At 62.9% G+C, this 22,739-nt stretch carries 26 protein-coding genes and 1 riboswitch; of the genes, 9 read left to right on the forward strand and 17 right to left on the reverse strand.

The features are described 5' to 3' along the window. Window positions 1-11: 11 nt before the first annotated feature. From ACOCLD_RS19415 to nrdR, 3 genes are all read right to left on the reverse strand, one after another. A complete protein-coding gene (locus ACOCLD_RS19415) occupies window positions 12-674 on the reverse strand; it encodes a riboflavin synthase (RefSeq protein WP_422910340.1) in 663 nt (220 codons plus the stop codon). Between the two features lie 127 nt (window positions 675-801). Beyond that, a riboswitch (FMN riboswitch) is annotated at window positions 802-956 on the reverse strand. 81 nt (window positions 957-1,037) lie between these two features. After that, on the reverse strand, window positions 1,038-2,156 hold the full coding sequence (ribD, locus tag ACOCLD_RS19420) for a bifunctional diaminohydroxyphosphoribosylaminopyrimidine deaminase/5-amino-6-(5-phosphoribosylamino)uracil reductase RibD (protein WP_422910341.1): 1,119 nt from the start codon (window positions 2,154-2,156) through the stop codon (window positions 1,038-1,040). Next, complete coding sequence (gene nrdR / locus ACOCLD_RS19425; RefSeq protein WP_392540214.1) at window positions 2,156-2,620, reverse strand: transcriptional regulator NrdR; 465 nt, start codon at window positions 2,618-2,620, stop codon at window positions 2,156-2,158. The genes ribD and nrdR overlap by 1 nt, the downstream gene beginning before the upstream one ends. A 114-nt stretch (window positions 2,621-2,734) precedes the next feature. Between nrdR and ACOCLD_RS19430 the strand changes: the two genes are divergently transcribed. The 3 genes from ACOCLD_RS19430 (at window position 2,735) to trxA (ending at window position 4,797) form a co-directional block, all read left to right on the forward strand. After that, window positions 2,735-3,190, forward strand: coding sequence for a YbaY family lipoprotein (locus ACOCLD_RS19430; RefSeq protein WP_422910342.1), 456 nt, complete (start codon window positions 2,735-2,737; stop codon window positions 3,188-3,190). Beyond that, entirely contained in the window at window positions 3,187-3,843 is a 657-nt protein-coding gene (locus ACOCLD_RS19435) for a class I SAM-dependent methyltransferase (protein ID WP_422910343.1), read from the forward strand. Before ACOCLD_RS19430 ends, ACOCLD_RS19435 begins: the two co-directional genes overlap by 4 nt. A gap of 81 nt (window positions 3,844-3,924) precedes the next feature. Further along, on the forward strand, window positions 3,925-4,797 hold the full coding sequence (gene trxA / locus ACOCLD_RS19440) for a thioredoxin (protein WP_422910344.1): 873 nt from the start codon (window positions 3,925-3,927) through the stop codon (window positions 4,795-4,797). A gap of 111 nt (window positions 4,798-4,908) precedes the next feature. On the opposite strand, the gene ACOCLD_RS19445 is transcribed toward trxA, so the two are convergent. Then, window positions 4,909-5,247, reverse strand: a complete 339-nt coding sequence (locus ACOCLD_RS19445; protein ID WP_422910345.1) for a hypothetical protein — start codon at window positions 5,245-5,247, stop codon at window positions 4,909-4,911. A gap of 126 nt (window positions 5,248-5,373) precedes the next feature. Between ACOCLD_RS19445 and ACOCLD_RS19450 the strand changes: the two genes are divergently transcribed. From ACOCLD_RS19450 to ACOCLD_RS19465, 4 genes are read left to right on the forward strand one after another with little or no spacing between them, the layout of a single operon-like run. Continuing rightward, window positions 5,374-5,979 carry a DUF2796 domain-containing protein gene (locus ACOCLD_RS19450; protein WP_422910346.1) on the forward strand — a complete coding sequence of 202 codons (606 nt, stop codon included), beginning with the start codon at window positions 5,374-5,376 and terminating at the stop codon, window positions 5,977-5,979. 47 nt (window positions 5,980-6,026) lie between these two features. Further along, window positions 6,027-6,737: an ABC transporter ATP-binding protein gene (locus tag ACOCLD_RS19455; RefSeq protein ID WP_422910347.1), complete on the forward strand. Its 711-nt coding sequence runs from the start codon at window positions 6,027-6,029 to the stop codon at window positions 6,735-6,737. 2 nt (window positions 6,738-6,739) lie between these two features. Then, window positions 6,740-8,005 carry an ABC transporter permease gene (locus ACOCLD_RS19460; protein WP_422910348.1) on the forward strand — a complete coding sequence of 422 codons (1,266 nt, stop codon included), beginning with the start codon at window positions 6,740-6,742 and terminating at the stop codon, window positions 8,003-8,005. 8 nt (window positions 8,006-8,013) lie between these two features. Next, a complete protein-coding gene (locus tag ACOCLD_RS19465; protein ID WP_422910349.1) occupies window positions 8,014-8,547 on the forward strand; it encodes a DUF3299 domain-containing protein in 534 nt (177 codons plus the stop codon). A 74-nt stretch (window positions 8,548-8,621) separates the two neighbouring features. Here the strand turns inward: ACOCLD_RS19465 and ACOCLD_RS19470 are convergent, their stop codons facing one another. The 7 genes from ACOCLD_RS19470 to ACOCLD_RS19500 form a co-directional block, all read right to left on the reverse strand. Continuing rightward, window positions 8,622-9,719 carry a hypothetical protein gene (locus ACOCLD_RS19470; protein WP_422910350.1) on the reverse strand — a complete coding sequence of 366 codons (1,098 nt, stop codon included), beginning with the start codon at window positions 9,717-9,719 and terminating at the stop codon, window positions 8,622-8,624. Window position 9,720: 1 nt separating this feature from the next. Beyond that, window positions 9,721-10,404, reverse strand: coding sequence for an energy transducer TonB (locus ACOCLD_RS19475; RefSeq protein ID WP_257777823.1), 684 nt, complete (start codon window positions 10,402-10,404; stop codon window positions 9,721-9,723). Then, the gene (locus tag ACOCLD_RS19480; RefSeq protein ID WP_257777824.1) at window positions 10,404-10,814 is read right to left on the reverse strand and encodes an ExbD/TolR family protein; all 411 of its coding nucleotides are present in this window, start codon (window positions 10,812-10,814) and stop codon (window positions 10,404-10,406) included. Before ACOCLD_RS19480 ends, ACOCLD_RS19475 begins: the two co-directional genes overlap by 1 nt. Before the next feature lie 10 nt (window positions 10,815-10,824). Beyond that, window positions 10,825-11,373, reverse strand: a complete 549-nt coding sequence (locus ACOCLD_RS19485) for a MotA/TolQ/ExbB proton channel family protein (RefSeq protein ID WP_257777825.1) — start codon at window positions 11,371-11,373, stop codon at window positions 10,825-10,827. Then, window positions 11,366-12,712: a MotA/TolQ/ExbB proton channel family protein gene (locus tag ACOCLD_RS19490; protein ID WP_422910351.1), complete on the reverse strand. Its 1,347-nt coding sequence runs from the start codon at window positions 12,710-12,712 to the stop codon at window positions 11,366-11,368. The genes ACOCLD_RS19485 and ACOCLD_RS19490 overlap by 8 nt, the downstream gene beginning before the upstream one ends. Continuing rightward, on the reverse strand, window positions 12,709-13,479 hold the full coding sequence (locus tag ACOCLD_RS19495) for a DUF3450 domain-containing protein (protein WP_422910352.1): 771 nt from the start codon (window positions 13,477-13,479) through the stop codon (window positions 12,709-12,711). The genes ACOCLD_RS19490 and ACOCLD_RS19495 overlap by 4 nt, the downstream gene beginning before the upstream one ends. 199 nt (window positions 13,480-13,678) lie before the next feature. Then, window positions 13,679-14,053: a DUF2946 domain-containing protein gene (locus ACOCLD_RS19500; protein ID WP_422910353.1), complete on the reverse strand. Its 375-nt coding sequence runs from the start codon at window positions 14,051-14,053 to the stop codon at window positions 13,679-13,681. 179 nt (window positions 14,054-14,232) lie between these two features. Here ACOCLD_RS19500 and ACOCLD_RS19505 point away from each other — a divergent pair, with 179 nt between their 5' ends. Continuing rightward, window positions 14,233-14,919 carry an OmpW/AlkL family protein gene (locus ACOCLD_RS19505; protein ID WP_422910354.1) on the forward strand — a complete coding sequence of 229 codons (687 nt, stop codon included), beginning with the start codon at window positions 14,233-14,235 and terminating at the stop codon, window positions 14,917-14,919. A 56-nt stretch (window positions 14,920-14,975) separates the two neighbouring features. On the opposite strand, the gene ACOCLD_RS19510 is transcribed toward ACOCLD_RS19505, so the two are convergent. From ACOCLD_RS19510 to ACOCLD_RS19525, 4 genes are read right to left on the reverse strand one after another with little or no spacing between them, the layout of a single operon-like run. Further along, window positions 14,976-15,911: an SDR family NAD(P)-dependent oxidoreductase gene (locus tag ACOCLD_RS19510; protein WP_422910355.1), complete on the reverse strand. Its 936-nt coding sequence runs from the start codon at window positions 15,909-15,911 to the stop codon at window positions 14,976-14,978. Further along, a complete protein-coding gene (locus tag ACOCLD_RS19515; protein WP_422910356.1) occupies window positions 15,904-16,788 on the reverse strand; it encodes a sugar nucleotide-binding protein in 885 nt (294 codons plus the stop codon). The genes ACOCLD_RS19510 and ACOCLD_RS19515 overlap by 8 nt, the downstream gene beginning before the upstream one ends. Window positions 16,789-16,810: 22 nt before the next feature. Beyond that, the gene (locus ACOCLD_RS19520) at window positions 16,811-17,299 is read right to left on the reverse strand and encodes a single-stranded DNA-binding protein (protein WP_090255774.1); all 489 of its coding nucleotides are present in this window, start codon (window positions 17,297-17,299) and stop codon (window positions 16,811-16,813) included. 17 nt (window positions 17,300-17,316) lie between these two features. Beyond that, on the reverse strand, window positions 17,317-18,705 hold the full coding sequence (locus tag ACOCLD_RS19525; RefSeq protein WP_422910357.1) for an MFS transporter: 1,389 nt from the start codon (window positions 18,703-18,705) through the stop codon (window positions 17,317-17,319). A 134-nt stretch (window positions 18,706-18,839) separates the two neighbouring features. Here ACOCLD_RS19525 and uvrA point away from each other — a divergent pair, with 134 nt between their 5' ends. Next, window positions 18,840-21,674, forward strand: a complete 2,835-nt coding sequence (gene uvrA / locus ACOCLD_RS19530; RefSeq protein WP_422910358.1) for an excinuclease ABC subunit UvrA — start codon at window positions 18,840-18,842, stop codon at window positions 21,672-21,674. A 58-nt stretch (window positions 21,675-21,732) separates the two neighbouring features. On the opposite strand, the gene bfr is transcribed toward uvrA, so the two are convergent. Further along, on the reverse strand, window positions 21,733-22,197 hold the full coding sequence (gene bfr, locus ACOCLD_RS19535; protein WP_422910359.1) for a bacterioferritin: 465 nt from the start codon (window positions 22,195-22,197) through the stop codon (window positions 21,733-21,735). A gap of 142 nt (window positions 22,198-22,339) precedes the next feature. Then, window positions 22,340-22,726: a 50S ribosomal protein L17 gene (rplQ, locus tag ACOCLD_RS19540; RefSeq protein WP_160347644.1), complete on the reverse strand. Its 387-nt coding sequence runs from the start codon at window positions 22,724-22,726 to the stop codon at window positions 22,340-22,342. Between the last annotated feature and the right edge of the window lie 13 nt (window positions 22,727-22,739).

A 22,739-nucleotide genomic window follows, 5' to 3' on the forward strand; every position in this document is an offset into this window, starting at 1 on the left:
CGGGCGTCTCCTCAATTATTCAGGTAGCCGTGTTCGGCGAGAAAGCTTGCGGTCAGGCCCGAGGCCTTGGGTTCGGCGGCCTTGTCACCGAGCAGCAGGCGCTCCAGGTAACGCGCCAGCAGGTCCACCTCGAGGTTGACCTTACGCCCGGCCTGGTAGTCGACCATGATGGTCTCGGCCAGCGTATGCGGCACGATGGTCAGCTCGAACTCGGCGCCATCGACCGCATTGACGGTCAGGCTGGTGCCGTCGACGGTGATCGAGCCCTTATGGGCGATGTACTTGGCCAGCTCACGCGGTGCGCGCACCTTGAATTGCACGGCACGGGCGTTATCGGCTCGGGAGACAATCTCGCCGACGCCGTCGACATGACCGCTGACCAGATGCCCGCCGAGGCGGCTGGTGGGCGTCAGGGCCTTTTCCAGGTTCACCGCGCTGCCGGGTTTGAGGTCGACGAAGGCGGTACGCGCCAGCGTCTCGCGGCTGACGTCGGCCCAGAAGCCGTCGCCGGGCAGTTCCACTGCGGTCAGGCACACGCCGTTGACGGCGATGCTGTCGCCGAGCTTGACGTCGCCCAGATCGAGTTTGCCGGTGGCCACATAGACGCGCACGTCGCCGCCTTTCGGGGTCATGGCGCGGATACTGCCGATGGCTTCGATTATGCCGGTGAACATACGCCCTCCGGTTTCACGTTGAAGATGGTGCTGAACAGCATGGACGAACTCCTGTTTTGGTCAAAAACAGGGCAATGCCGATCGATAGGGATTTCACGGACGCGCAAAAAGGCGCCCGTGGAGGGAATCCCGCTCTCTCTTTATCCGGACTATACCGTCGGCCCCGGAATCACACCGGGTCTGCTAGACCTCGCGCGGCAGGAGCCGTGGCGAGCGCTCGCGGGCTAGGTTCTGCGAACCATTACCGCCGGTGGGGAATCACACCCCGCCCTGAGAACGTTGGCTGCTTACGCAGCCGAGACGCGTTTTACCACAAATCGCCGCAGCCCTGCATCGGCAAATGACGCGCTGAATAGCCGCCCATCAAACGGCTGGCTGCGGTACCGCGATGATGCGCCAGTCTTCACCCACCGCGCGCATCTCGACAATCTTCAGCGCTGGCGCATCAGCCATGCGCGCCAGCGGCAGATCGAGTAACGGCCGCGCACTGGAGCCCAGCAGCTTGGGCGCGACAAACAGCTGGTACTCATCCACCAGGCCCAAGCGGGCAAACGCTCCGGCCAGACGTGGCCCGGCCTCCACCAGCACTTCGTTGGCACCACGCGCCGCCAACTCGACAAGCAGCTTGCGCAGGTCAACATGCCCGTTGCTGCCGGGTACGGCCAATAGTTCGTGCCCATCGTCCAGATAGCGATCCCGCGCAGACGCCGCCGCGCAGGTCGCCACCAATGCGGCGCCCGCTTGGAAGAACGGCACACTGAGCGGCACGCGCAAACGTCCATCGACCAGCACGCGTAATGGTGGCCGCGCCTGGGCCAAGGCACTGAGCTCAGCCCCCAGGCCCAACTCATCAGGGCGCACGGTCAACCGCGCATCATCGGCCAGCACCGTGTCGGCACCGGTCAGCACCACGCTGGAACGCGCACGCAGGCGCTGCACCGCGGCGCGCGCTGCCGGCCCGGTAATCCACTGGCTTTCGCCACTGGCCATGGCGGTGCGGCCATCCAGACTCATCGCCAGCTTGACCCGAACAAACGGCAGCCCCTGCTCCATGCGCTTGATAAAGCCGGCATTCAGCGCTCGCGCTTCGGCTTCCAGCACCCCGCTCTGCACCGCAATGCCGGCATGCATGAGACGCAGCAGGCCATCACCGCTGACCTGCGGATTGGGGTCCTGCATGGCCGCCACCACACGGGCAACACCGGCGTTGATCAACGCATCGGCACACGGCGGTGTGCGCCCATGGTGGCTGCAGGGTTCCAGGGTGACGTAAGCGGTGGCGCCGCGTGCCTTGTCGCCGGCCTGGCGCAGCGCATGCACTTCGGCATGCGGCTCGCCGGCACGGGCATGCCAGCCTTCGCCGACAACGCGGCCATCACGGACGATCACGCAGCCAACGCGCGGATTGGGGTGAGTGGAGTACAGGCCTTTACAGGCCAGTTCCAGCGCGCGCGCCATACAGGCGTGATCTGAAGTCATCATCAACCTTTGATGGGTTCGCGGGACAGTCGGTCGATTTCCTCGCGGAATTCGTTGAGGTCCTGAAAGCGCTTGTACACCGAGGCAAAGCGGATATAGGCCACTTCGTCGAGCTTCTGCAGCTCGCCCATCACCAGCTCACCCAGCACCAGCGACTTGATCTCGCGTTCACCGGTGGCGCGCAGCTTGTGCTTGATATGGGCAATCGCCGCTTCCAGGCGCTCGATACTCACCGGGCGTTTTTCCAGCGCCCGCTGCATACCGGCACGCAGCTTCTCCTCGTCGAACGGCTGGCGGCTGCCGTCCTGCTTGATCAGGCGTGGCATGACCAGCTCGGCAGTCTCGAAGGTGGTGAAGCGCTCCTCACAGGCCAGGCATTCACGCCGACGACGCACCTGCTCGCCCTCGGCAACCAGGCGCGAATCGATCACTTTGGTGTCATTGGCACCGCAGAAGGGACAGTGCATAAGTAAGGCCAGCCTTAGAACGAAGGTAGCCATGGTAGCGCATCCCGCAGGCAAGACAAGCCGCGGCCTTTGCGGTATACAGGCGGCCGTCCCCACAGCGGAGTTGCTCCCCCGATGAAAGCCCATGCCCCGTTTCGGCCGCTGATCTTCTTAAGCCTGCTAGCCCTGCTGAGCGCCTGCGCCAGCGACAGCCCGGCACCTGCTGCGCCCACCCCCGTTGCGCCGCCCGCAACGCCGAGCGAGCCCGCGCCATTGCCGGCTCATCAGCGCCAGTTGAGCGGCAGCCTGCTCAACGTACCCAACGCCGCCGATGTGGAACTGGCGCTGCTGGCGGTCGATCAACGCGGCCGGCCCCAGACGCTGATCGGCAGCATCCAGCTGCGTGGCAATGGTAATCCGCTGGCGTTTCACCTGCCCTTCAACCCGGAAACCTTCAACAAGCACAGCCGGGTTGAACTGCACGGCCGCGCCAACCAGGCCGGCCGGCTGATCCTGCGCCTGCCGCCGCAACCCATTGCCCGTGGCGAAACCCAAGCCCTCGGCGAACTGCGCCTGGTGCCTGCGCCGTGAGCGCTCCGGCTGCTCTGCAACAGGCCCTGAGCGCCCTGCTGGGTGATGCGCAACTGAGCGCGGAAACCCTGCCGGGCACGGCTATTCGTCTGTGGCTGATCGATGCCGATAACATGGACCGCGCCTTCAGCCCGGAAGAAACCCGGCGCATTCTCGAAGAACCGCCCTACTGGTGTTTCTGCTGGGCCAGCGGCCTGGTCCTGGCACGCTGGTTAGCCGAAAACCCGCAATGGGTGCGCGGCAAACGCGTGCTGGATTTCGGCGCGGGCTCTGGTGTGGCGGCGATTGCGGCGGCCAAGGCCGGCGCGCTGGAAGTGGTGGCCTGCGACCTCGACCCTCTGGCTATCGAAGCCTGCCGGGCGAATGCCGCGCTGAATGATGTGCAACTGAGCTACTCAACCGACTTTTTCGCCGAGGCGGATCGCTTCGACCTGATCATCGTCGCCGACGTGCTTTACGACCGCGCCAACCTGCCGCTGCTCGATCAATTTCTCAGCCGTGGCCGTGAAGCGTTGGTGGCGGACTCGCGGGTACGTGACTTTCAGCACCCGCTGTACCAGCGTCTGGGTATCCTCGAAGCTTGTACTTGGCCGGATCTGGCCGAACCGGCCGAGTTCCGCCACGTCAGCCTGTATCATGCACAGCGCACCTAGCGAGCGCAGCCCGGCAGCCCTTGTATCGCGCACCAAGCGCCCACACTAATCCGCTTAATCACCCGTCTTTCGAGAACCACCATGAGCGATTCGCCCTATATCTTCGACATCTCCGGCAGCGCCAGCTTCGAACAGCTGGTGATCGAAAACTCCTTCCAGAAGCCCGTCCTGGTGGATTTCTGGGCCGACTGGTGCGCGCCGTGCAAGGCACTGATGCCGCTGCTGGCGAAGATCACCGAGGAATACAACGGCGAGTTGCTGCTGGCCAAGGTCAACTGCGATATCGAACAGGACATCGTCGCCCGTTTCGGTATCCGCAGCCTGCCGACCGTGGTGCTGTTCAAGAATGGCCAGCCGGTGGACGGCTTTGCCGGGGCGCAACCAGAGTCGGCGATTCGCGAACTGCTCAAGCCCCACGTGGCCGAACCGGCGCCAGCTGCCGCCGACCCAATGGAAGCTGCCCAGGCACTGTTCAGCGAAGGCTGCTTTGCCGATGCCGAAGCCCTGCTCAAGGTGCTGCTGACGGAAAACAACGAACATGCCGCGGCGCTGATTCTCTACGCGCGCTGCCTGGCCGAACGTGGTGAATTGGGCGAAGCCGAAGCGGTGCTCGGCGCCGTCAAAGGCGATGAGCACAAACAGGCCTTGGCCGGTGCCCGCGCGCAGCTGACCTTCCTGCGCCTGGCCGGTGAGCTGCCGGATGTGGCCAGCCTGAAAACCCGCCTGGCGCAAAATGCCGACGATGATGAAGCAAGCTACCAACTGGCCATTCAGCAACTGGCGCGCCAGCACTACGAACCAGCGCTGGACGCCCTGCTCAAGCTGTTTATCCGCAATCGCAGCTACGCCGAGGGCGCAGCACACAAGACCCTGCTGCAAGTCTTCGACCTGCTGGGCAATGACCACCCGCTGGTCACCACCTACCGGCGCAAGCTGTATCAAGCGATTTACTAGACAGCCCCGCGCAGCTAAAGCCCCTTCCACGAGTGCAGCGATCCCTGTGGGAGGGGCTTTAGCCGCGACAGGTCAGATGATCGATATCTTGCCGTGCTGCGCCGGCACTTATTAACCAACCCAGTGATAGATCGGCGCATCCACGCCGGTTTCCATACGCACCTGCGCGCAATGGCGCAACCGCACCAGCAGACGCTTGCCCGCCGCCTCGCCACCCGCCAGCCCGGCCAGTTGCCCAAGCAGCTGCGGCCCGTCGATCTGCCCAGCCTGGCGTAACAGCTCCAGGGTGGTTTGCCACAGCGCATCATTGGCCACTGGCGCGGCAGCCGCTGCCGGCACAACGGGCGTTTCAAGGCTCACGTGCTGAGCCAGCAGTGCCCAGTCCTGCGCATCCAGCTCTACCGTCAGATCCACCGGCCAGGCGCCGATCTGCCCACGAATTCGCACCATTGCTCTGTCCTCAACTGATCAGCCGCCATGCTCCCATGTCCACTGCAGGCCGCCAAGCAAGGCTGGCCATGGGCGCCACAAAGTTGTTATAACGTAACAAGCACTAACTTCTGATCGGAGATCGCCATGCGCCGCCTGCTACTTGCCCTGCCGTTTGCCCTGCTGCCTCTTGCCACTGGTGTTGCCGCACACAGCCATGAACACGACCACGCGCATGATCACGCCGAACATGGCAGCCTGGATGCCCATGAGCACGGCGCCGCGCAACTCAACGTGGTGCTCGACGGCAAGGTGCTAGAACTGCAACTGGATAGCCCGGCGATGAACCTGGTTGGCTTCGAGCATGCCGCCAAAACTGACGCTGACAAAGCCAAGGTCGCCGCTACGCGCAGTCAGTTGGCAGAGCCACAGGCGCTGTTCGGCCTGAGCGCGGGTGATTGCCAGATCAGCAAGCAGGAGCTGGAGAGCCCGTTATTCGCCGACCATGCGGACACTCATAAACACAAGCACGACCACGACCACGACCACGAAACGTCCCATGACAGCGAGCACAGCGATATCCACGCGCACTACAGCCTCGACTGCCAGAAGCCTGAAGAATTGAAACAACTTAACCTCGGCGAGCTGTTCAAGCGCTTCCCCGCCACCGAGAAAATTCAGGTACAACTGATCGGCCCGAATGGCCAACAGGGCCTGGAGCTGACGCCCGCACAGCCGACCCTGAGTTTCTAACCACCTTTTTGCAGCAGAACGGCCGGGGTAACCCGGCCGCTTACTTTATGAGTGCAGCCCTGATCCACCTGTTCAACCTCGGCTTTGCCTGGCCCGGCCAACCCGAGTTGTTGGACATCGACACCTTCACCCTGCAACGCGGCGAAAGCCTGTTTCTCAAAGGCCCCAGCGGCAGCGGCAAAACCACCCTGCTCGGCCTGCTCGGCGGTGTACAGAAGCCCAATCGCGGCAGCATCCGCCTGCTCGATCAGGACCTGAGCACGCTGTCCGCCAGCGCCCGCGACCGTTTCCGCGTCGATCACACCGGCTATATCTTCCAGCAGTTCAACTTGCTGCCGTTTCTCTCGGTGCGCGAGAACGTCGAGCTGCCTTGTCATTTTTCCAAACTGCGCGCCAGCCGCGCCGTGCAGCGCCATGGCAGCGTGACCAAGGCCACCAACGCCCTGCTCGCCCACCTGGGCTTGCACCAGCCGGAGTTGCTGCAACGCCGCGCCGGTGATCTGTCGATCGGCCAGCAGCAGCGCGTGGCGGCGGCGCGTGCGCTGATCGGCCAGCCTGAGCTGGTGATCGCCGACGAACCCACCTCGGCGCTGGATGCGGATGCCCGCGAAGCCTTTCTCGAACTGCTGTTCGCCGAATGCCGCGAAGCGGGCTCCAGCCTGCTGTTTGTCAGCCACGACCAAAGCCTGGCGCGATTGTTCGACCGCAGCCTGTCGCTGGCAGAACTCAACCGCGCCACTCGCCTCGCGGAGATTTGACGATGTACCTACTGCGCCTCGCCCTGGCCAGCCTGGGCAACCGTCGCTTTACCGCCTGGCTGACGGTGTTCGCCATCGCGCTCTCTGTATGCCTGTTGCTCGCGGTGGAGCGGGTGCGCACCGAAGCCCGCGCCAGCTTTGCCAACACCATCAGCGGCACCGATCTGATTGTCGGCGCGCGCTCAGGTAGCGTGAACCTGCTGCTGTACTCGGTATTCCGCATCGGTAATGCCACCAACAATATCCGCTGGGACAGCTTCGAGCAGTTTGCCAATCACCGTCAGGTCAAATGGGCCATCCCGATCTCGTTGGGCGACTCGCACCGTGGCTATCGGGTAATGGGCACCAGCCCGGCGTATTTTGAACACTATCGCTATGCCCGCAGCCAACAACTGCAACTGAGCAGCGGCCGCGTCTTTGCCGATGAACCGTTTGAAGTGGTGCTTGGCGCGGAAGTGGCGCAAGCGCTCAACTACCAGCTCGATCAGGAACTGGTGCTGGCCCATGGCGTGGCCACCATCAGCCTGGTCAAGCATGACGACAAACCGTTCAAGGTGGTCGGCATCCTTGCCCGCACCGGCACGCCGGTGGACCGCACCCTGCATATCTCCCTGGCCGGCATGGAAGCCCTGCACGTCGACTGGCAGAACGGCATGCCGGCGCGTGGCGCAGCCAAAGTCAGTGCCGAGCAGGCGCGGGCCATGGACCTGCAACCCAAGCAGATAACCGCCTTTATGCTGGGTTTGAACAGCAAGATCGCCACCTTCAGCCTGCAACGGGAGATCAACGAATTTCGCGGTGAGCCGTTGCTGGCAATCCTTCCTGGCGTCGCGCTGCAGGAGCTGTGGAGCCTGATGGGCACCGCCGAGAAGGCGCTGTTCGTGGTCTCGCTGTTCGTCGTGCTGACGGGACTGATCGGCATGCTCACGGCGATTCTCACCAGCCTGAACGAGCGCCGCCGCGAGATGGCGATTCTGCGCTCGGTGGGTGCGCGGCCCTGGCACATCGCCAGTCTGCTGATCGTCGAAGCCTTTGCCCTGGCCCTGGCCGGCGTGTTGCTCGGTCTGCTGTTGCTGTACCTGGGCATTACCGGAGCGCAGGGCTATGTGCAGGCGAATTACGGACTGTACCTGCCGCTGAATCTGCCAACCCGCTATGAGTGGACGCTACTCGGCGCTATCCTGAGCGCCGCCCTGCTGATGGGCTGTGTACCGGCCTGGCGCGCGTACCGCCAATCCCTGGCCGATGGCTTATCGATCCGCTTATGAGGCTTTGCATGCACCGCTCCCTGCTCGCCACCCTGCTGCTCACCCTGGCCCTGCCGCTGGCTGCCGCCGAGGTGCGCGAGCTGACCTGGTCGGAAATGGTCCCGGCCGACGCACCACCACAAGTCACTGAGCCAGCACCGATCCACGACCTCTCGCAGCTGGCCGACGCCCTCGCCGGCTCACAGAATGAAGCAGGCCCAGCGGCCATGCAGCAATCCCCCGCTGCGCCAGTGGTAAAAGAGCTGGACGGCCAATCAGTCAAATTGCCGGGCTATATCGTGCCGCTGGATGTCACCGATGAAGGCCGAGTGACTGAGTTCCTGCTGGTGCCATACTTCGGCGCGTGTATCCATGTGCCACCACCGCCATCGAATCAGATCGTGCATGTCACCAGCGAACTGGGCGTGCTACTCGATGCGTTGTATCAGCCGTTCTGGATCGAAGGCCCGATAAAGGTCGAGCACGCCAGCAGCGAGCTGGCCGAAGCGGGATATCAGATGGAGGCGGAAAAGATCTATGCCTATGAGCTGCCGGATAGCTAAGACGCAGCGCCGCAACCAGGCAGAAAAAAGCCAGACCTAAGGTCTGGCTTTTTATTGGACGTAACCCGCCTCGATTAACCGGCGCTGGCAACCCGCTTGTCGCGCTGGTAGCTCAACTCGCTTTCCGCCCACTGCCGCCAGGCACGCACTTTGCTGCGTTCGGCACCGGCGCGCTCGGCCTTGGCCAGGGCGTCGAGCCCGGCTTGCCAGCGCGCCTGTTCCAGCTCCAGCTGGGCCAGGTGCAGCCAGTGCTTGGCACTGCCCGAGCGCTGCGCCAGTTCGCGGAATATCTGCGCCGACTTGCTGCGCTCACGCGCCTGCCACCAGAGCAACCCCAGACGTTCCTCACGGGCACTGGTGCGTGGCAACAAACCCTGATCGAGCATCCCGGCGAGCAACTTGGCGCCCTGCCAGGGTTGATCGGCCGCGCCAGCCAGCAACACCAGGTTATCCAACTCGCTTTCGCTGAAGCGCAGGCCCTTCTGGTAGGCGGCGCGCAGGGTCGCCAACGACTTGTCATGGCTGCCGCTCAGCTGCTGCAAGGCCGCAAGCTGACGCCAGCCCTGGGCATTATTCGGCTGACGCGCGAGTAATTGCCGCTGCCAGCGCTCGGCGGCTGGATAGCGTTTGACGTCCGCGTTTATTGCGACGAGAAACTGCAGCCAGCTGTCGGCGGCCTGCGGATTGGCCTGCACATAACGCTCGGCCAACGGCAGCGCCTTGGCCGGCTGATTAAGGCCCTGATAGGCCTGCACCAGCATCTGCAGCACTTCTTCACTGGCGGTGGCCTGCCCCGGCGCGAGCAGAGTCACGACCTGAGCGTAGCGACGCTCGACCAGATTCAGACGAGCCAGATTAAGGGTTTCCTCAGCCTGCAACTCGGCGTCCAGCTTGCCGCTCTTCAGCACCTTTTCCAGCAATTCGATGGCCTGAGCATTCTGCCCTTCGGCCCAGGCCAGATAACCCCGGCTGCGCCACAGCAACGCTTCTTCCAGGCTGCCTGGCGTGCCCTGGGCGCTATCCAGCGCACGGCGCGCAGCGGCGTAGTCGCCCTTCTTCTGCGCAGCCTGCGCGGTATCCAGCGCGCGAAATACGCCGGGATCAACGCTCTGCCCAGCGGCCTGCGCAGCACCAGCGCCACACAACGCGATCAGCAACAGTAGACGATACATATCAGCGACCTCCTTCCAGACGGAAGTACAGGGTTTTCACCGCTTCGCGGGCCACCGCCAGACCGCCCTCGGTGCGCGGCGCAAACCGCCAGCGCACCGCTGCACGGCGTGCTTCGCGCTCGAACACGTTCTGCGGGCTGGCTTCGATGACGCGCAGGTTTTCTACCGCACCAGCGCGGTTGATGGTGAACGCCAACTTCACATGCCCTTCGATACCGCGCTGCAGGGCGTAGCGCGGGTATTCCGGGCTGACATCGTTGAGCGGCATCACTTCACTTTCCGGGCCGCCGGGCTGACCACCAGCCTCACTAGGGGCGGGTGCACTGGGCGCCGCAGCACCCGCCGCCAGCCCCGTCAGGCTCGGGGTCGGCGCGCTGTTCACGGCGATGCCGGTGCTCAGGCTCGGCACCGGCAGATCCAACGCTGGCAGGTTGGCGCTCGGGGTGGCCGTCATCGGGGTAGGCGGCGTCGGCGTCTGCGGTGTTTGTGCTTGCGGTGGCTGCGGCGCTTGCTGACGAGTACGTGTTGCAGTATCGCTGGAGTCGCCATCCAGGCGCACGAAGTTGGCCACCGTCAGCGGCTCTTCACTTGGTTTGCTGCTGGGCGGCGCGACCATGTAAAGCATCAGGCCGAACAGCCCCAACGCCATCAGGCACGCGGCGAGGAATGACAGCGGCAAGCGCATCAGCGCGCTCCCGCCGTAGCCGCCAGGGCCACGTCATGCACACCGGCCAGGCGCGCCTGATCCATCACCTGCACCACCAGGCCGGTACGCGCATCCTGATCCGCCTGGACCACCACAGCGCCGTCCGGCTGGTCGACGCGCATGCGCTCGACGTGCGCACGCACGCTGCGTACATCGACGACTTTCTTGTCCATCCACACCTGTCCGTCGGCGGTGATGGCGATCAGGATATTGCCTTTGTCCTGCGGGCTGGCAGTTTCCGCCTGGGGCCGCTGCACTTCGACACCGGCTTCCTTGATAAAAGAGCTGGTGACGATAAAGAAGATCAGCATGATAAAGACCACGTCGAGCATCGGCGTCAGGTCGATGCCGGTGTCTTCGTCTTGCTGGTGGTGACGGCGCATTCTCATGTGTCGAATCTCAGTCGTGACGCAGCTGGTCAGCCAGCCGCTCCAAAGCCCGGCGGGCATCGCGTTCGAGGCGCGCCAGGCTGAACAATCCACTAATCGCCAAGACCATGCCGGCCATGGTCGGCAGAGTCGCCTGCCAGACGCCAGCGGCCATGCCGCGCGGGTTACCGGTGCCGTTGATGGCCAGCACGTCGAACACCGCGACCATGCCGCTGACCGTGCCGAGCAAGCCCAGCAGTGGGTACATCGCCACCAGGGTCTTGCTCAGGCGCAGCGGGCCGAGCAGGTGTTGCTGCGCCTGGGCCAACCAGGCACTGCGCACCGCGCGCTGCCAGTTGCCGGTGTCGTCGCTCAGCACCTGCTGCCAGGCCTGACGGCGCTCGGCCACCCACTCCGGAAACACCCGGCGCATGTACCAGAAGCGCTCGAACACCAGGGTCCAGAACACCACGCACAGCCCGGCCAACGCCCACATCACCACGCCACCAGCGCTCATGAAGTCGAGCAAGGCATGGCCGCTGTCCACCAGGCGCAACCACAGCGCCAGCCAATCAGTCACGACGCGGCGCCCCGGACAGGTGCAGGGCAATCAGCCCGGCGCTTTGCTGCTCCAGCAGCTGAATCAGGCCCTTGCTGCGACTGGCCAGCAGGGTGTGCAGGAACAGCAGCGGAATCGCCACCACCAGACCCAACACCGTGGTCACCAGCGCTTGCGAGATGCCGTCGGCCATCAGCCGCGAATCGCCGCCACCGCCCTGGGTAATCGCCTGGAAGGTGACGATCATCCCGGTCACGGTGCCGAGCAGACCGAGCAGCGGCGCCACCGCGCTAAGCAGCTTGAGCAGGCCCTGGCCTTTTTCCAGCGGTGGGGTTTCCTGCAGGATCGCCTCGTCGAGCTTCAGCTCCAGGGTTTCCAGATCCGCCAGCTGCGGCTTGGGACCCAGCACACCGATGATCCGACCCAGCGGGTTGTCGGCACGCGGTGCGCTCAAGTCATGCATCTGCGCGCTGACGCCACGGCCTACGCGGGTCAGGTAGACCATGCGCCAGGCGGCCAGCAGCAGACCGAAGGCACCGAGCAGGAGGATCACCCAGCCGACCAAGCCGCCCTGCTGGACGCGATCCCACAGACCTGGCTCGCGCTGCAACTGCGCCAGCAAGGTGCCGCGACTCGGGTCAACCGGCAGGCTGGCGACGGCATCTTTGCTGTCCAGATAATCCGCAACCTGGCCCAAGCCGGACGGCTGACGCGGCGGCGCCAGCAACTCGCCGGCATCGGCGTCATAACGCAGGAAGGCATCGGCGCCGTAAGCGGAGAACGCGCCGACCCGCAGTACATCCTGCGCATTGCGCGTGCCATCAGCCGCCACCACCGGCAGTTGCAGTTGCTCAACCCGGCCGCTGGCGGTCAGGTCTTCGAGCAGCAGCATCCAGTAGCCATCAAGGTCGGCGGCAGACGGCAGCGCGCGGCTTTCGGCCAGCGCCTTGAGGCGCGCCAGGCGCTCGGGGTATTGGGCGTTGAGCAGGCTGTCCTGCCATTGCCCGGCAACATCACCGGCGCTCTGACGAACCACGCCAAACAACTCGCCGAGGTGACCGGCGCGCTGGCTGAGGAGTTTTTCCTGCTCGGCCAATTCGGTTTCCTGGCGGTCAAACTCAGCCTTCAGTCGCTCTGCTTCGGCCTTCTGCGTAGCCAGGGCGCTGCGCGCAGTGGCCAGCAATTGGGCACGCTCACCGCGCTCGGCAATAAAGGCCTGCTCGCGGCTTTGCATGGCGCTGACTTCAGCCGCGCGCTCAGTGCGAATACGTTGCAGCAGTTGGTCCGGACTCAGTGGTTCGGCAGCGCCAGCCAGGGCGGGCAGCAGGGCCAGGGTAAAGGCGAGAACGCGACGAGTCATGGCTTGGCCTCCAGCGCCAGGGTCTTCACGGGCAGGTCAAGCACGGCCGGGGCCTGCTCCTGGCGGGCAATCGCAATGGCTTGGCGCAACGGCCGCCGGGCGCTGCCGTCAAGTAGCTGCCAGCTGCGGGTTTGCGGGTTCCACCAGCCACTTTCATGGCCATCGAGAGTCTGGAAATACAGCATCACACGACCCAACCGAAGGAACTCGACGCTGCGCGACATGCCTTCACTCGGCAACTCACCACGCCAAGCTTCCAGGGTGCGGCCGTAGTCGCTCTCTACCTGGTAGGCCTCAAGAATGCGCCGGTATTTCTCGGCCAGGCTGACATCCGCACGCGGCAGTAGATCCTGCAGCTGAGCCAGACGATCACTGCGCTCATCCGGCAGGAACGGCAGGTCAGCTGCGATAAACTCGCCCAGCACCTCGACCATACGACGCATCTGCGGCGTTACCGCCTCCTGAGTGCGCTCAATCCCATCCAGCTGCTGTTGATAGCCGGCCAACTCCTTGCGCTGCGCTGCCACCAGCTCGCGCAACTGAGTGTTATAACCTTGCAAAGCTTCGGCCTGCTGCAAGGCATTGCGATACTCGGTGAGCATCTCCCGGCTGGCGTCATCGAGTTGCTCGATGCGCGCCTGCGAGGCCTTGGCATCGGCGGCCAGTTGCTGACTTTCATCCAGCGCGGCATCCAGAGGGGTCGCCGCGAGCGGCGCACTGGCCAGAACCAGAGCGACTGCCAGCAGGCGCTTCGGCAGAGGGATCATGGGGCATTCCTTGTTAAGAGAACGTACATAAAGAGAACTATTATCAACTTCATCATTATCACTAAGCAACCCAGACATGCCGGCGATTAGCCATGGCGAGTCTCGCCCTGTACGCGTCAAGCGACCGTTGAAGCAACACACACGTGATGAGACAAGGCTGCGGCAAGGCGCCAGCCGAATCAGGCTAGGGGCTGGGCAATCAGCCTTGCGGAGAGGCGCGAGGGTTGGCGGATGGCCATAAATAGCGCGGAGGGACGTGCAGGCAGAGGGGTAACGACAAGCGCAGAGCTCGACCGCGACGTTGCATCCAGGCCAAGGCAAACAACAGCGTCATGCCCAATGCCATGCCGCTGCACAGCGGACAACCGAAACTCGCCGCCCCGCCCAATGGCTCGGCCATCGACGCCGGTTCACCACTGCCGACACTGCTGTCCGCACAGATCAGCGCCTCCAGGCCGCTAAGCTGCAGGCCTGCCATCTGCCCATGGGCAATGCCACAGGCAAACAGATTGAACAGGACGCAGGCATACAGCATCCAGGCGATCAAAGCGCGGGGTTGGCGGGTCATCGTCATGCGGCAACTCTAGGGGCATGTCCATTCGCGCGCAAGACACTCGCACACCAGCGCAAAGGCGCAACACACGGATTATTTTGATAGCAAGCTACTTTATTGAGCTGGATCAACAGTCGATTTTCCACACCCCCTAACATCGTACTCAGCCAATACGAACCGATGCTTTATGGGAGTCCATCATGCGTACATCTCTGTTTACTGCCTCACTGCTGGCCCTGGCCATTGCCGCCCCACTGGCGCATGCGCACCAGGCTGGCGACATCATCGTGCGCGCCGGTGCCATCACCGTTGACCCGCAGGAAAGCAGCAGCGACATCTGGGTCGGCGCACTGGGTACCGATGTAGCCGGCACCAAGGCCACCCTGGACAGTGACACCCAGTTGGGCCTGAACTTCGCCTACATGCTGACCAACAACATCGGCATTGAGCTGCTGGCAGCCACCCCGTTCAGCCATGACGTCGGCGTGAAAGGCATGCCGGGCGGCTTTGCTGGCCTCAACGGCAAACTGGGCAGCCTCAAACACCTGCCGCCGACCCTGAGCGTGGTGTACTACCCGCTGGATGCCAGTTCGGCCTTCCAGCCCTATGTCGGCGCAGGCATCAACTACACCTGGTTCTTCGACACCAAGCTGAGCAGCGAAGCGGAAGGTAAAGGTTTCAGCGGCCTGGACATGAAGGACTCCTGGGGCCTGGCCGCACAGGTAGGCATGGACTACATGCTGACTGACAACATCATGCTCAACGCCCAGGTGCGCTACATCGACATCGAAACCACCGGCACCACCAACATTCTCGGCGACAAGGTCAAGGTTGATGTGGACGTGGACCCGTTCGTTTACATGGTTGGCCTAGGCTACAAGTTCTAAGCCCTCAGGCATAAAAAACCGGCCCTCGCGGCCGGTTTTTTTATGGCGTCACACACTCAGCCTTGCGTCAGCAGACGGCGCAACCCTTCGCGCATGGGGGTCGCCGCAGGCAGTTGATAATGTGCCTGCAAACGCTGGTTGTCAGCCCGCGAATGACGAATATCGCCGGCGCGCGACGCCTGGTAACTCACGGCCGGCAAGCCACCACACAGTTCACCGAGTTGCGCGAGCAACTGATTGAGGCTAACCGCATGATTCCAGCCAACGTTCACCGCGCCCTCCACGACTTGCGGCGCAGCCAGCGCCTGAGTCAGCAGCGCGACTAAGTCTTCGATATAGAAGAAGTCACGGGTCTGCTCGCCGTCGCCGAATACGCTGATCGGCAACCCCTGCTGCACGCGCTGAGTGAAGATGCTGATCACCCCGGAGTACGGCGAAGAGGGGTCCTGGCGTGGGCCGAAGATATTGAAGAAACGAAAGATCGCCGGCTCCAGGCCATGCTGGCGGCGATAGAAATCCAGGTAATGCTCACTGGCCAGCTTGTCCGCCGCATAGGGCGTCAGCGGTGCTTTGGGCGTGGCTTCATCAATCGCCAAACCTTCACCGTTGTTGCCATACACCGCCGCGCTGGAGGCAAATAGCACGCGCTTGACGCCATGCAGGCGCATCGCCTCACAGATGTTCAAGGTGCCAACAAAGTTGCTCTGATGAGTCGCCACCGGATCATCCACAGAGGCCTGCACCGAGGCTACGGCCGCCAGATGCGCCACGGCCGAGCAGCCGGAAACCGCTTGCGCGACCTGGGCTGCATCGGCCACATCGCCCTGGATAAACTGCAACTGCGGGTTATCCAGCGGCAAATTGGCCAGCTTGCCCATCGACAGGTTATCCAGCACGCGCACGTGGTGACCTTGCGCCAGCAGCGCATCGACCAGGTGCGAGCCGATAAAGCCGGCACCACCGGTCACCAGAACAGGGCGCGAATCAGACATGGCGGTAATAACGATCCAGTAGGCTCGGCAGCCCCGAGCGCCAGGCACGCGGTTTGATACCGAAGGTATGCAGAATTTTCTTGCACGACAGCACGGCATGCTGCGGCTCTTCAGCGGCATCGGGCCGCGCGCTGTGCGCCTGCGGGCTCACTTCATCGACCAGGTTGCTGCGGAAGTTGCGTGCCTCGCTGAGCACCGCCTGGCCCAGTGCCAGCGAGGTGGTCGCCTCATGGCCACCGTAGTGATAAGTGCCCCACAGCGGCGTCTGGCAATCCAGCTGCTTGAGTACGGCGAGAATCACCCGCGCGGCATCATCGACCGGGGTCGGATTACCGCGCCGGTCATCAGCCAGCAACAGCGGCTCATCATGCGCGGCACGGGTGAGAAAACGCCCGAGCAAGCCATTGGCGCTGTCATCCAGCAACCAGCCGAAGCGCAGCAGCACATGCCGCGGACAAATCGCCCGCACACGCTGCTCAAAGCGCCACAACGCCTGCCCACGCACACCCAGTGGCACCGGCTCTTCCTTCTCGCTGTAGGCAGTCGCACGCGAACCATCGAAGACGCGGTAGCTGGACGGTTGCAGCAGGCGGATCTGGTGATGCTGACAGAGCTCGGCCAAGCGTTCGACGGCACGCTCCTGGGCAGCAAACTGCGCCTCGCTGACCACTTCGGCCTGGAACCAGTCGAAATAGTAGGCAAGGTTGATCAGGGCATCGGGACGGGTGTCATCGAGCAACTGGGTCAGACTGGCGGGATCCCAGCCTGACTCCGGCGGTTTCGGCGCGAGAAAACCAATGTCTTCTTCGGCGCCGAGACGGATCAAGGCCTGGCCCAACGCATTACCGCCACCCAGCAGCATCAGCCGCATACGCATGATAGAGCGCTAACTCAGCGAATCAGAACGGGATATCGTCATCAAAACTGTCGAAATCTGCAGCTGGCTGAGGCGCCTGCTGCGGCGCAGGACGCGGGGCCGACTGCTGCTCACGCTGCGGCGCAGGGCGCTGTTGACGAGGCGCGGAATCGCCACCGGCGTTGTCCGGACGACCACCGAGCAGCTGCATGGTGCCCTGCATGTCGACAATGATTTCGGTGGTGTAGCGCTTGATGCCGTCCTTTTCCCACTCGCGGGTTTGCAGTTTGCCTTCGATGTACACCTGCGAACCTTTACGCAGGTATTCGCCGGCGATCTCGGCAACCTTGCCGAACAGCGACACACGGTGCCACTCGGTTTTCTCGACCTTCTGGCCGGTCTGCTTGTCAGTCCACTGCTCGCTGGTCGCCAGGCTCAGGTTGGTAACCGCGTTGCCGCTCGGCAGGTAGCGGGTTTCCGGGTCCTGTCCGCAGGTACCGACCAGAATGACTTTGTTAACCCCACGGGCCATAACGTTCTCCTAGGCTTTCAGCACGCCACCGGCGCCGGCTCTATGAGGCGCTCAAGGGACGTGCGGTCCAATTGTTGGGTATCCACTTTGATATAGATGGCCGCTTCATCGCGCACCACTACGGCATCCGCCACTCCGGGCACAGCCTGTAAACGCTCGGCCAACCCCGTCTCTTGCAAGGCCGCAGCTGAAAGCGGCAGACGCAGGCTGGTGACATACGGCGGTTCGCGCATAGTAACAGCAAAGGCCAGCCAAAAAAGCGCCAGCAGGGCACAGCCCGCAAACACGCCCGACAGGCTGTAGTGCTGATACAGCCAGCCGCCAAGAATGCCGCCAATGGCGGCCCCAAGGAACTGGCTGGTGGAGTAAACGCCCATCGCCGTACCCTTGCCGCCGGCCGGTGCAACCTTGCTGACCAGTGACGGCAGCGAAGCCTCCAGCAGGTTGAACGCGGTAAAAAACACCACAGTGCCAAGCACCAGGGCACGCAAACTGCTACCGAACCACCAGAAGAACAGCTCACACAGCAGCAGCACACTGACCGCGCCGAGCAGCACCTGTTTCATCCGACGCTTTTTCTCGCCGTAGATGATAAACGGCACCATGCCGAAGAAACCCACTAGTAGCGCGGTCAGGTAGACCCACCAATGCTCTTCCTTGGCCAGCCCGCCCTGCTGCACCAGCGCCAATGGCAAGGCAATAAAGCTGGCCATCAGAATCGCGTGCAGCACCAGAATGCCGAAGTCCAGGCGCAGCAGATCGACATGCTTGAGCGTCGGCCACAACGCCTGCCTGGCCACACCCGACTCGCGATGCTGCAATGGCCCGGCAGAACCCGGCACCATACCAGCAACGATAACGATACCGAGCAGCGCCATCGCAGCCGTGGCAAGAAACAGCCCGGACAGACCAAAAGCGCGGGTCAGCAATGGGCCAACCACCATCGCCACGGCAAACGACAAACCGATGCTCATACCGATCATGGCCATGGCCTTGGTGCGGTGTTGTTCACGGGTCAGATCGGAGAGCAGCGCCATCACCGCAGCGGAAATTGCCCCGGCGCCCTGCAGAATGCGCCCCGCGATCACTCCATAAATCGAATCGGCATTGGCCGCCAGCAGGCTGCCGGCTGCGAAGATCAGCAGCCCGACATAGATCACCGGCCGTCGGCCCATGCGATCACTGAGCATGCCAAACGGAATCTGCAGAAAAGCCTGTGTCAGGCCGTAGGCACCAATGGCCAGGCCGATCAGCGCCGGCGTACTGCCTTGCAAGTCCATGCCATAGGTTGCCAGTACCGGCAGCACCATAAACATACCGAGCATGCGAAATGCGAACACCAGCGCCAGGCCACCGGCAGCGCGGGTTTCACTGCCGCTCATGCGCTCGTTGTGCGGATCGTGCATGGAAAACGCCCTGTCGAAATAGGCGGCGATTCTAGCAGCACCAATGGTTACGGCACAGCAGTGACGCTTTGCCGCGCCCGCCTTCGGGCCCGTATACTCGGTGGTTTTCCGCCCGCCATGCGAGGCCGTTGTTTGTGGACAAGATTCTGATTCGGGGTGCTCGCACCCACAACCTGAAAAACATCGACCTGACCCTGCCACGCGACAAGCTGATCGTGATCACCGGCCTGTCCGGCTCCGGCAAGTCATCCCTGGCCTTCGACACGCTCTACGCCGAGGGTCAGCGCCGCTACGTGGAATCCCTGTCGGCCTACGCCCGGCAGTTCCTGTCGATGATGGAGAAGCCTGACGTCGACACCATCGAGGGCCTCTCCCCGGCCATCTCCATCGAGCAGAAGTCGACCTCGCACAACCCGCGCTCGACCGTCGGCACCATCACCGAGATCTACGACTATCTGCGCCTGCTCTACGCCCGCGCTGGTATTCCGCGCTGCCCGGATCATGACCTGCCGCTGGAAGCGCAGACCGTCAGCCAGATGGTCGATCAGGTACTGGCCCTGCCCGAGGGCAGCAAGCTGATGCTGCTGGCCCCGGTGATTCGTGAACGCAAAGGCGAACACCTGGCTGTCTTCGACGAACTGCGCGCCCAGGGCTTCGTCCGCGTGCGGGTCAACGGCAAACTTTACGAGCTGGACGAACTGCCCAAGCTCGACAAGCAGAAGAAGCACAGCATCGATGCCGTGGTCGACCGCTTCAAAGCCCGCGGCGACTTACAGCAGCGCCTGGCCGAATCGTTCGAGACCGCCCTGAAGCTGGCCGACGGCCTGGCGCTGATCGCGCCCATGGAGGGTGAGGAAGGCGAAGAGATCATTTTCTCTGCACGTTTTGCCTGCCCGGTGTGCGGCCATTCGATCAGCGAACTGGAACCCAAGCTGTTCTCCTTCAACAACCCGGCCGGCGCCTGCCCGACCTGCGACGGCTTGGGCGTTAAGCAATTCTTCGATACCAAGCGCCTGGTCAATGGAGAGCTGACCCTGGCCGAGGGCGCGATTCGCGGCTGGGACCGACGTAACGTCTACTACTTCCAAATGCTCGGCTCGTTGGCCGCGCATTACGGCTTCAGCCTGGAAGTACCGTTCGATGAACTCAGCGCCGAACACCAGAAGTGCATCCTGTTCGGCAGCGGCACGCAGAACGTCGACTTCAAGTACCTGAATGACCGTGGCGACATCGTCAAACGCTCGCACCCCTTCGAGGGCATCGTGCCCAACCTGGAACGGCGCTACCGCGAAACCGAATCCACCAGCGTGCGTGAAGAGCTGGCCAAGTTCCTCAGCACCCAGCCCTGCCCGGATTGCCGTGGCACCCGCCTGCGCCGAGAAGCGCGGCACGTGTGGGTCGGCGAGAAGACCCTACCGGCAGTCAGCGGCCTGCCGATTGGCGACGCCACCGAGTATTTCGGCAGTCTCAGCCTGCCTGGCCGCCGCGGCGAGATCGCCGAGAAGATTCTCAAGGAAATCCGCGAGCGCCTGCAGTTTCTGGTCAACGTCGGCCTCGACTACCTGACCCTCGACCGCAGCGCCGACACCCTGTCCGGCGGCGAAGCGCAGCGTATCCGTTTGGCCAGCCAGATCGGCGCTGGCCTGGTCGGCGTGATGTATATCCTCGACGAGCCTTCTATCGGCCTGCATCAACGCGACAACGAACGCCTGCTCGGCACCCTCAAACACTTGCGCGATATCGGCAACACAGTGATCGTGGTCGAGCACGACGAAGATGCCATCCGTCTGGCCGACTACGTGGTGGATATAGGCCCTGGCGCCGGCGTGCATGGCGGGCAGATTGTCGCCCAGGGCACCGCCGCTGAAGTGATGGCGCATCCGGACTCGCTGACCGGCAAATACCTCTCCGGACGGGTGAAGATCGAAGTTCCGGCCAAGCGCACACCACGCGACAAGAAACTCTCGCTGAAGATCAAGGGCGCGCGCGGCAACAACCTGCGTAACGTCGACCTGGAAATTCCGATTGGCCTGCTAACCTGCGTAACCGGCGTGTCCGGCTCGGGCAAGTCGACGCTGATCAACAACACCCTGTTCCCGCTCAGCGCCACCGCACTGAACGGCGCCACCACCCTGGAAGCCGCTGCCCACGACAGCATCGACGGGCTACAGCACCTGGATAAGGTGGTCGATATCGACCAGAGCCCGATCGGCCGCACTCCGCGTTCGAACCCGGCAACGTATACCGGCCTGTTCACCCCGATCCGCGAGCTGTTTGCCGGCGTGCCTGAGTCGCGGTCACGCGGTTACGGCCCAGGCCGCTTTAGCTTCAACGTCAAGGGCGGTCGCTGCGAGGCCTGCCAGGGCGATGGCCTGATCAAGGTGGAGATGCACTTCCTCCCGGACATCTACGTGCCCTGCGACGTGTGCAAGAGCAAACGCTACAACCGCGAAACCCTGGAAGTGAAATACAAGGGCAAGAACATCACCGAAGTGCTCGACATGACCATCGAAGAGGCACGTGCCTTCTTCGATGCCGTACCGGCCCTGGCGCGCAAGCTGCAAACGCTGATGGATGTCGGTCTGTCCTATATCAAGCTGGGCCAGTCGGCGACCACCCTGTCCGGCGGCGAAGCACAGCGGGTCAAGCTGTCCCGCGAGCTGTCCAAGCGCGATACCGGCAAAACCCTGTATATCCTCGATGAGCCCACCACCGGCCTGCACTTCGCTGATATCCAGCAACTGCTCGAGGTGCTGCACCGCCTGCGCGACCACGGCAACACCGTGGTGGTGATCGAACACAACCTGGACGTGATCAAGACTGCCGACTGGCTGGTGGATCTTGGCCCGGAAGGCGGCTCCAAAGGCGGCCAGATCATCGCCGTCGGCACGCCGGAAGAAGTCGCCGAGATGCCGCAGTCGCATACCGGCTACTTCCTCAAGCCGCTGCTGGAACGTGACCGGGCGTAACCGCGCGCACAACAAAAAGCCCCGCACATGCGGGGCTTTTTTATGACAACAGGCTGACTTACATCTGCGTCTGCAGGTAATTCTCCAACCCCAACTTGTCGATCAGGCCCAACTGAATCTCCAGCCAGTAGGCGTGATCCTCTTCGGTATCCTTCAGCTGCACCAGCAGAATGTCGCGGGTCTGGTAATCCTGATGCTGCTCGCACAGAGCAATGCCTTTGCTCAGCGCTGCCCGCACGTGGTACTCCAACGCCAGATCGAGCTTGAGCATTTCCGGTACGGTTTGGCCAAAACGGAAGCTGTCGGGAACCATATCCGGCGTGCCCTCGAGAAACAGAATGCGTTTGAGGATGGCATCAGCGTGCTGAGTCTCCTCCTCCATTTCATGGTTGATCCGCTCGTAGAGCTTGCTGAAGCCCCAGTCCTCATACAGACGCGAATGCACGAAATACTGATCACGCGCGGCCAGCTCGCCCTTGAGCAGCACCTTCAGGTAATCGATGACGTCAACATGGCCTTTCATGGGCGGTTTCCTTAGCAAGCGACAAACAAAGGTTAATGCTGGCTGGCCGCAGCCAATGGGTCAAGCGCACTGAATGCAGCCAGCCTTGCTGCAGGCATAAAAAAACCGGGCCAAGGCCCGGTTTTTTCATACAACCTACGACTTACTCAGCGTCTACAGCTGCACCAGCGACCGGACGGTCAACCAGTTCAACATAGGCCATTGGAGCATTGTCGCCAGCGCGGAAACCGCACTTGAGGATACGCAGGTAACCGCCCTGACGGGTGGCGTAGCGCTTGCCCAGGTCGTTGAACAGCTTGCCGACGATGGCTTTCGAACGAGTACGGTCGAAGGCCAGACGACGGTTAGCAACGCTGTCTTCTTTAGCCAGAGTGATCAGCGGCTCGGCAACGCGACGCAGCTCTTTGGCTTTCGGCAGAGTAGTTTTGATCAGCTCATGCTCGAACAGCGATACCGCCATGTTCTGGAACATGGCCTTGCGGTGTGCGCTGGTGCGGCTGAGGTGACGGCCACTTTTACGATGACGCATGGTTCAATTCCTT

Source organism: Pseudomonas cimarronensis (assembly GCF_049331905.1).
In the GTDB taxonomy this organism is placed as follows: domain Bacteria; phylum Pseudomonadota; class Gammaproteobacteria; order Pseudomonadales; family Pseudomonadaceae; genus Aquipseudomonas.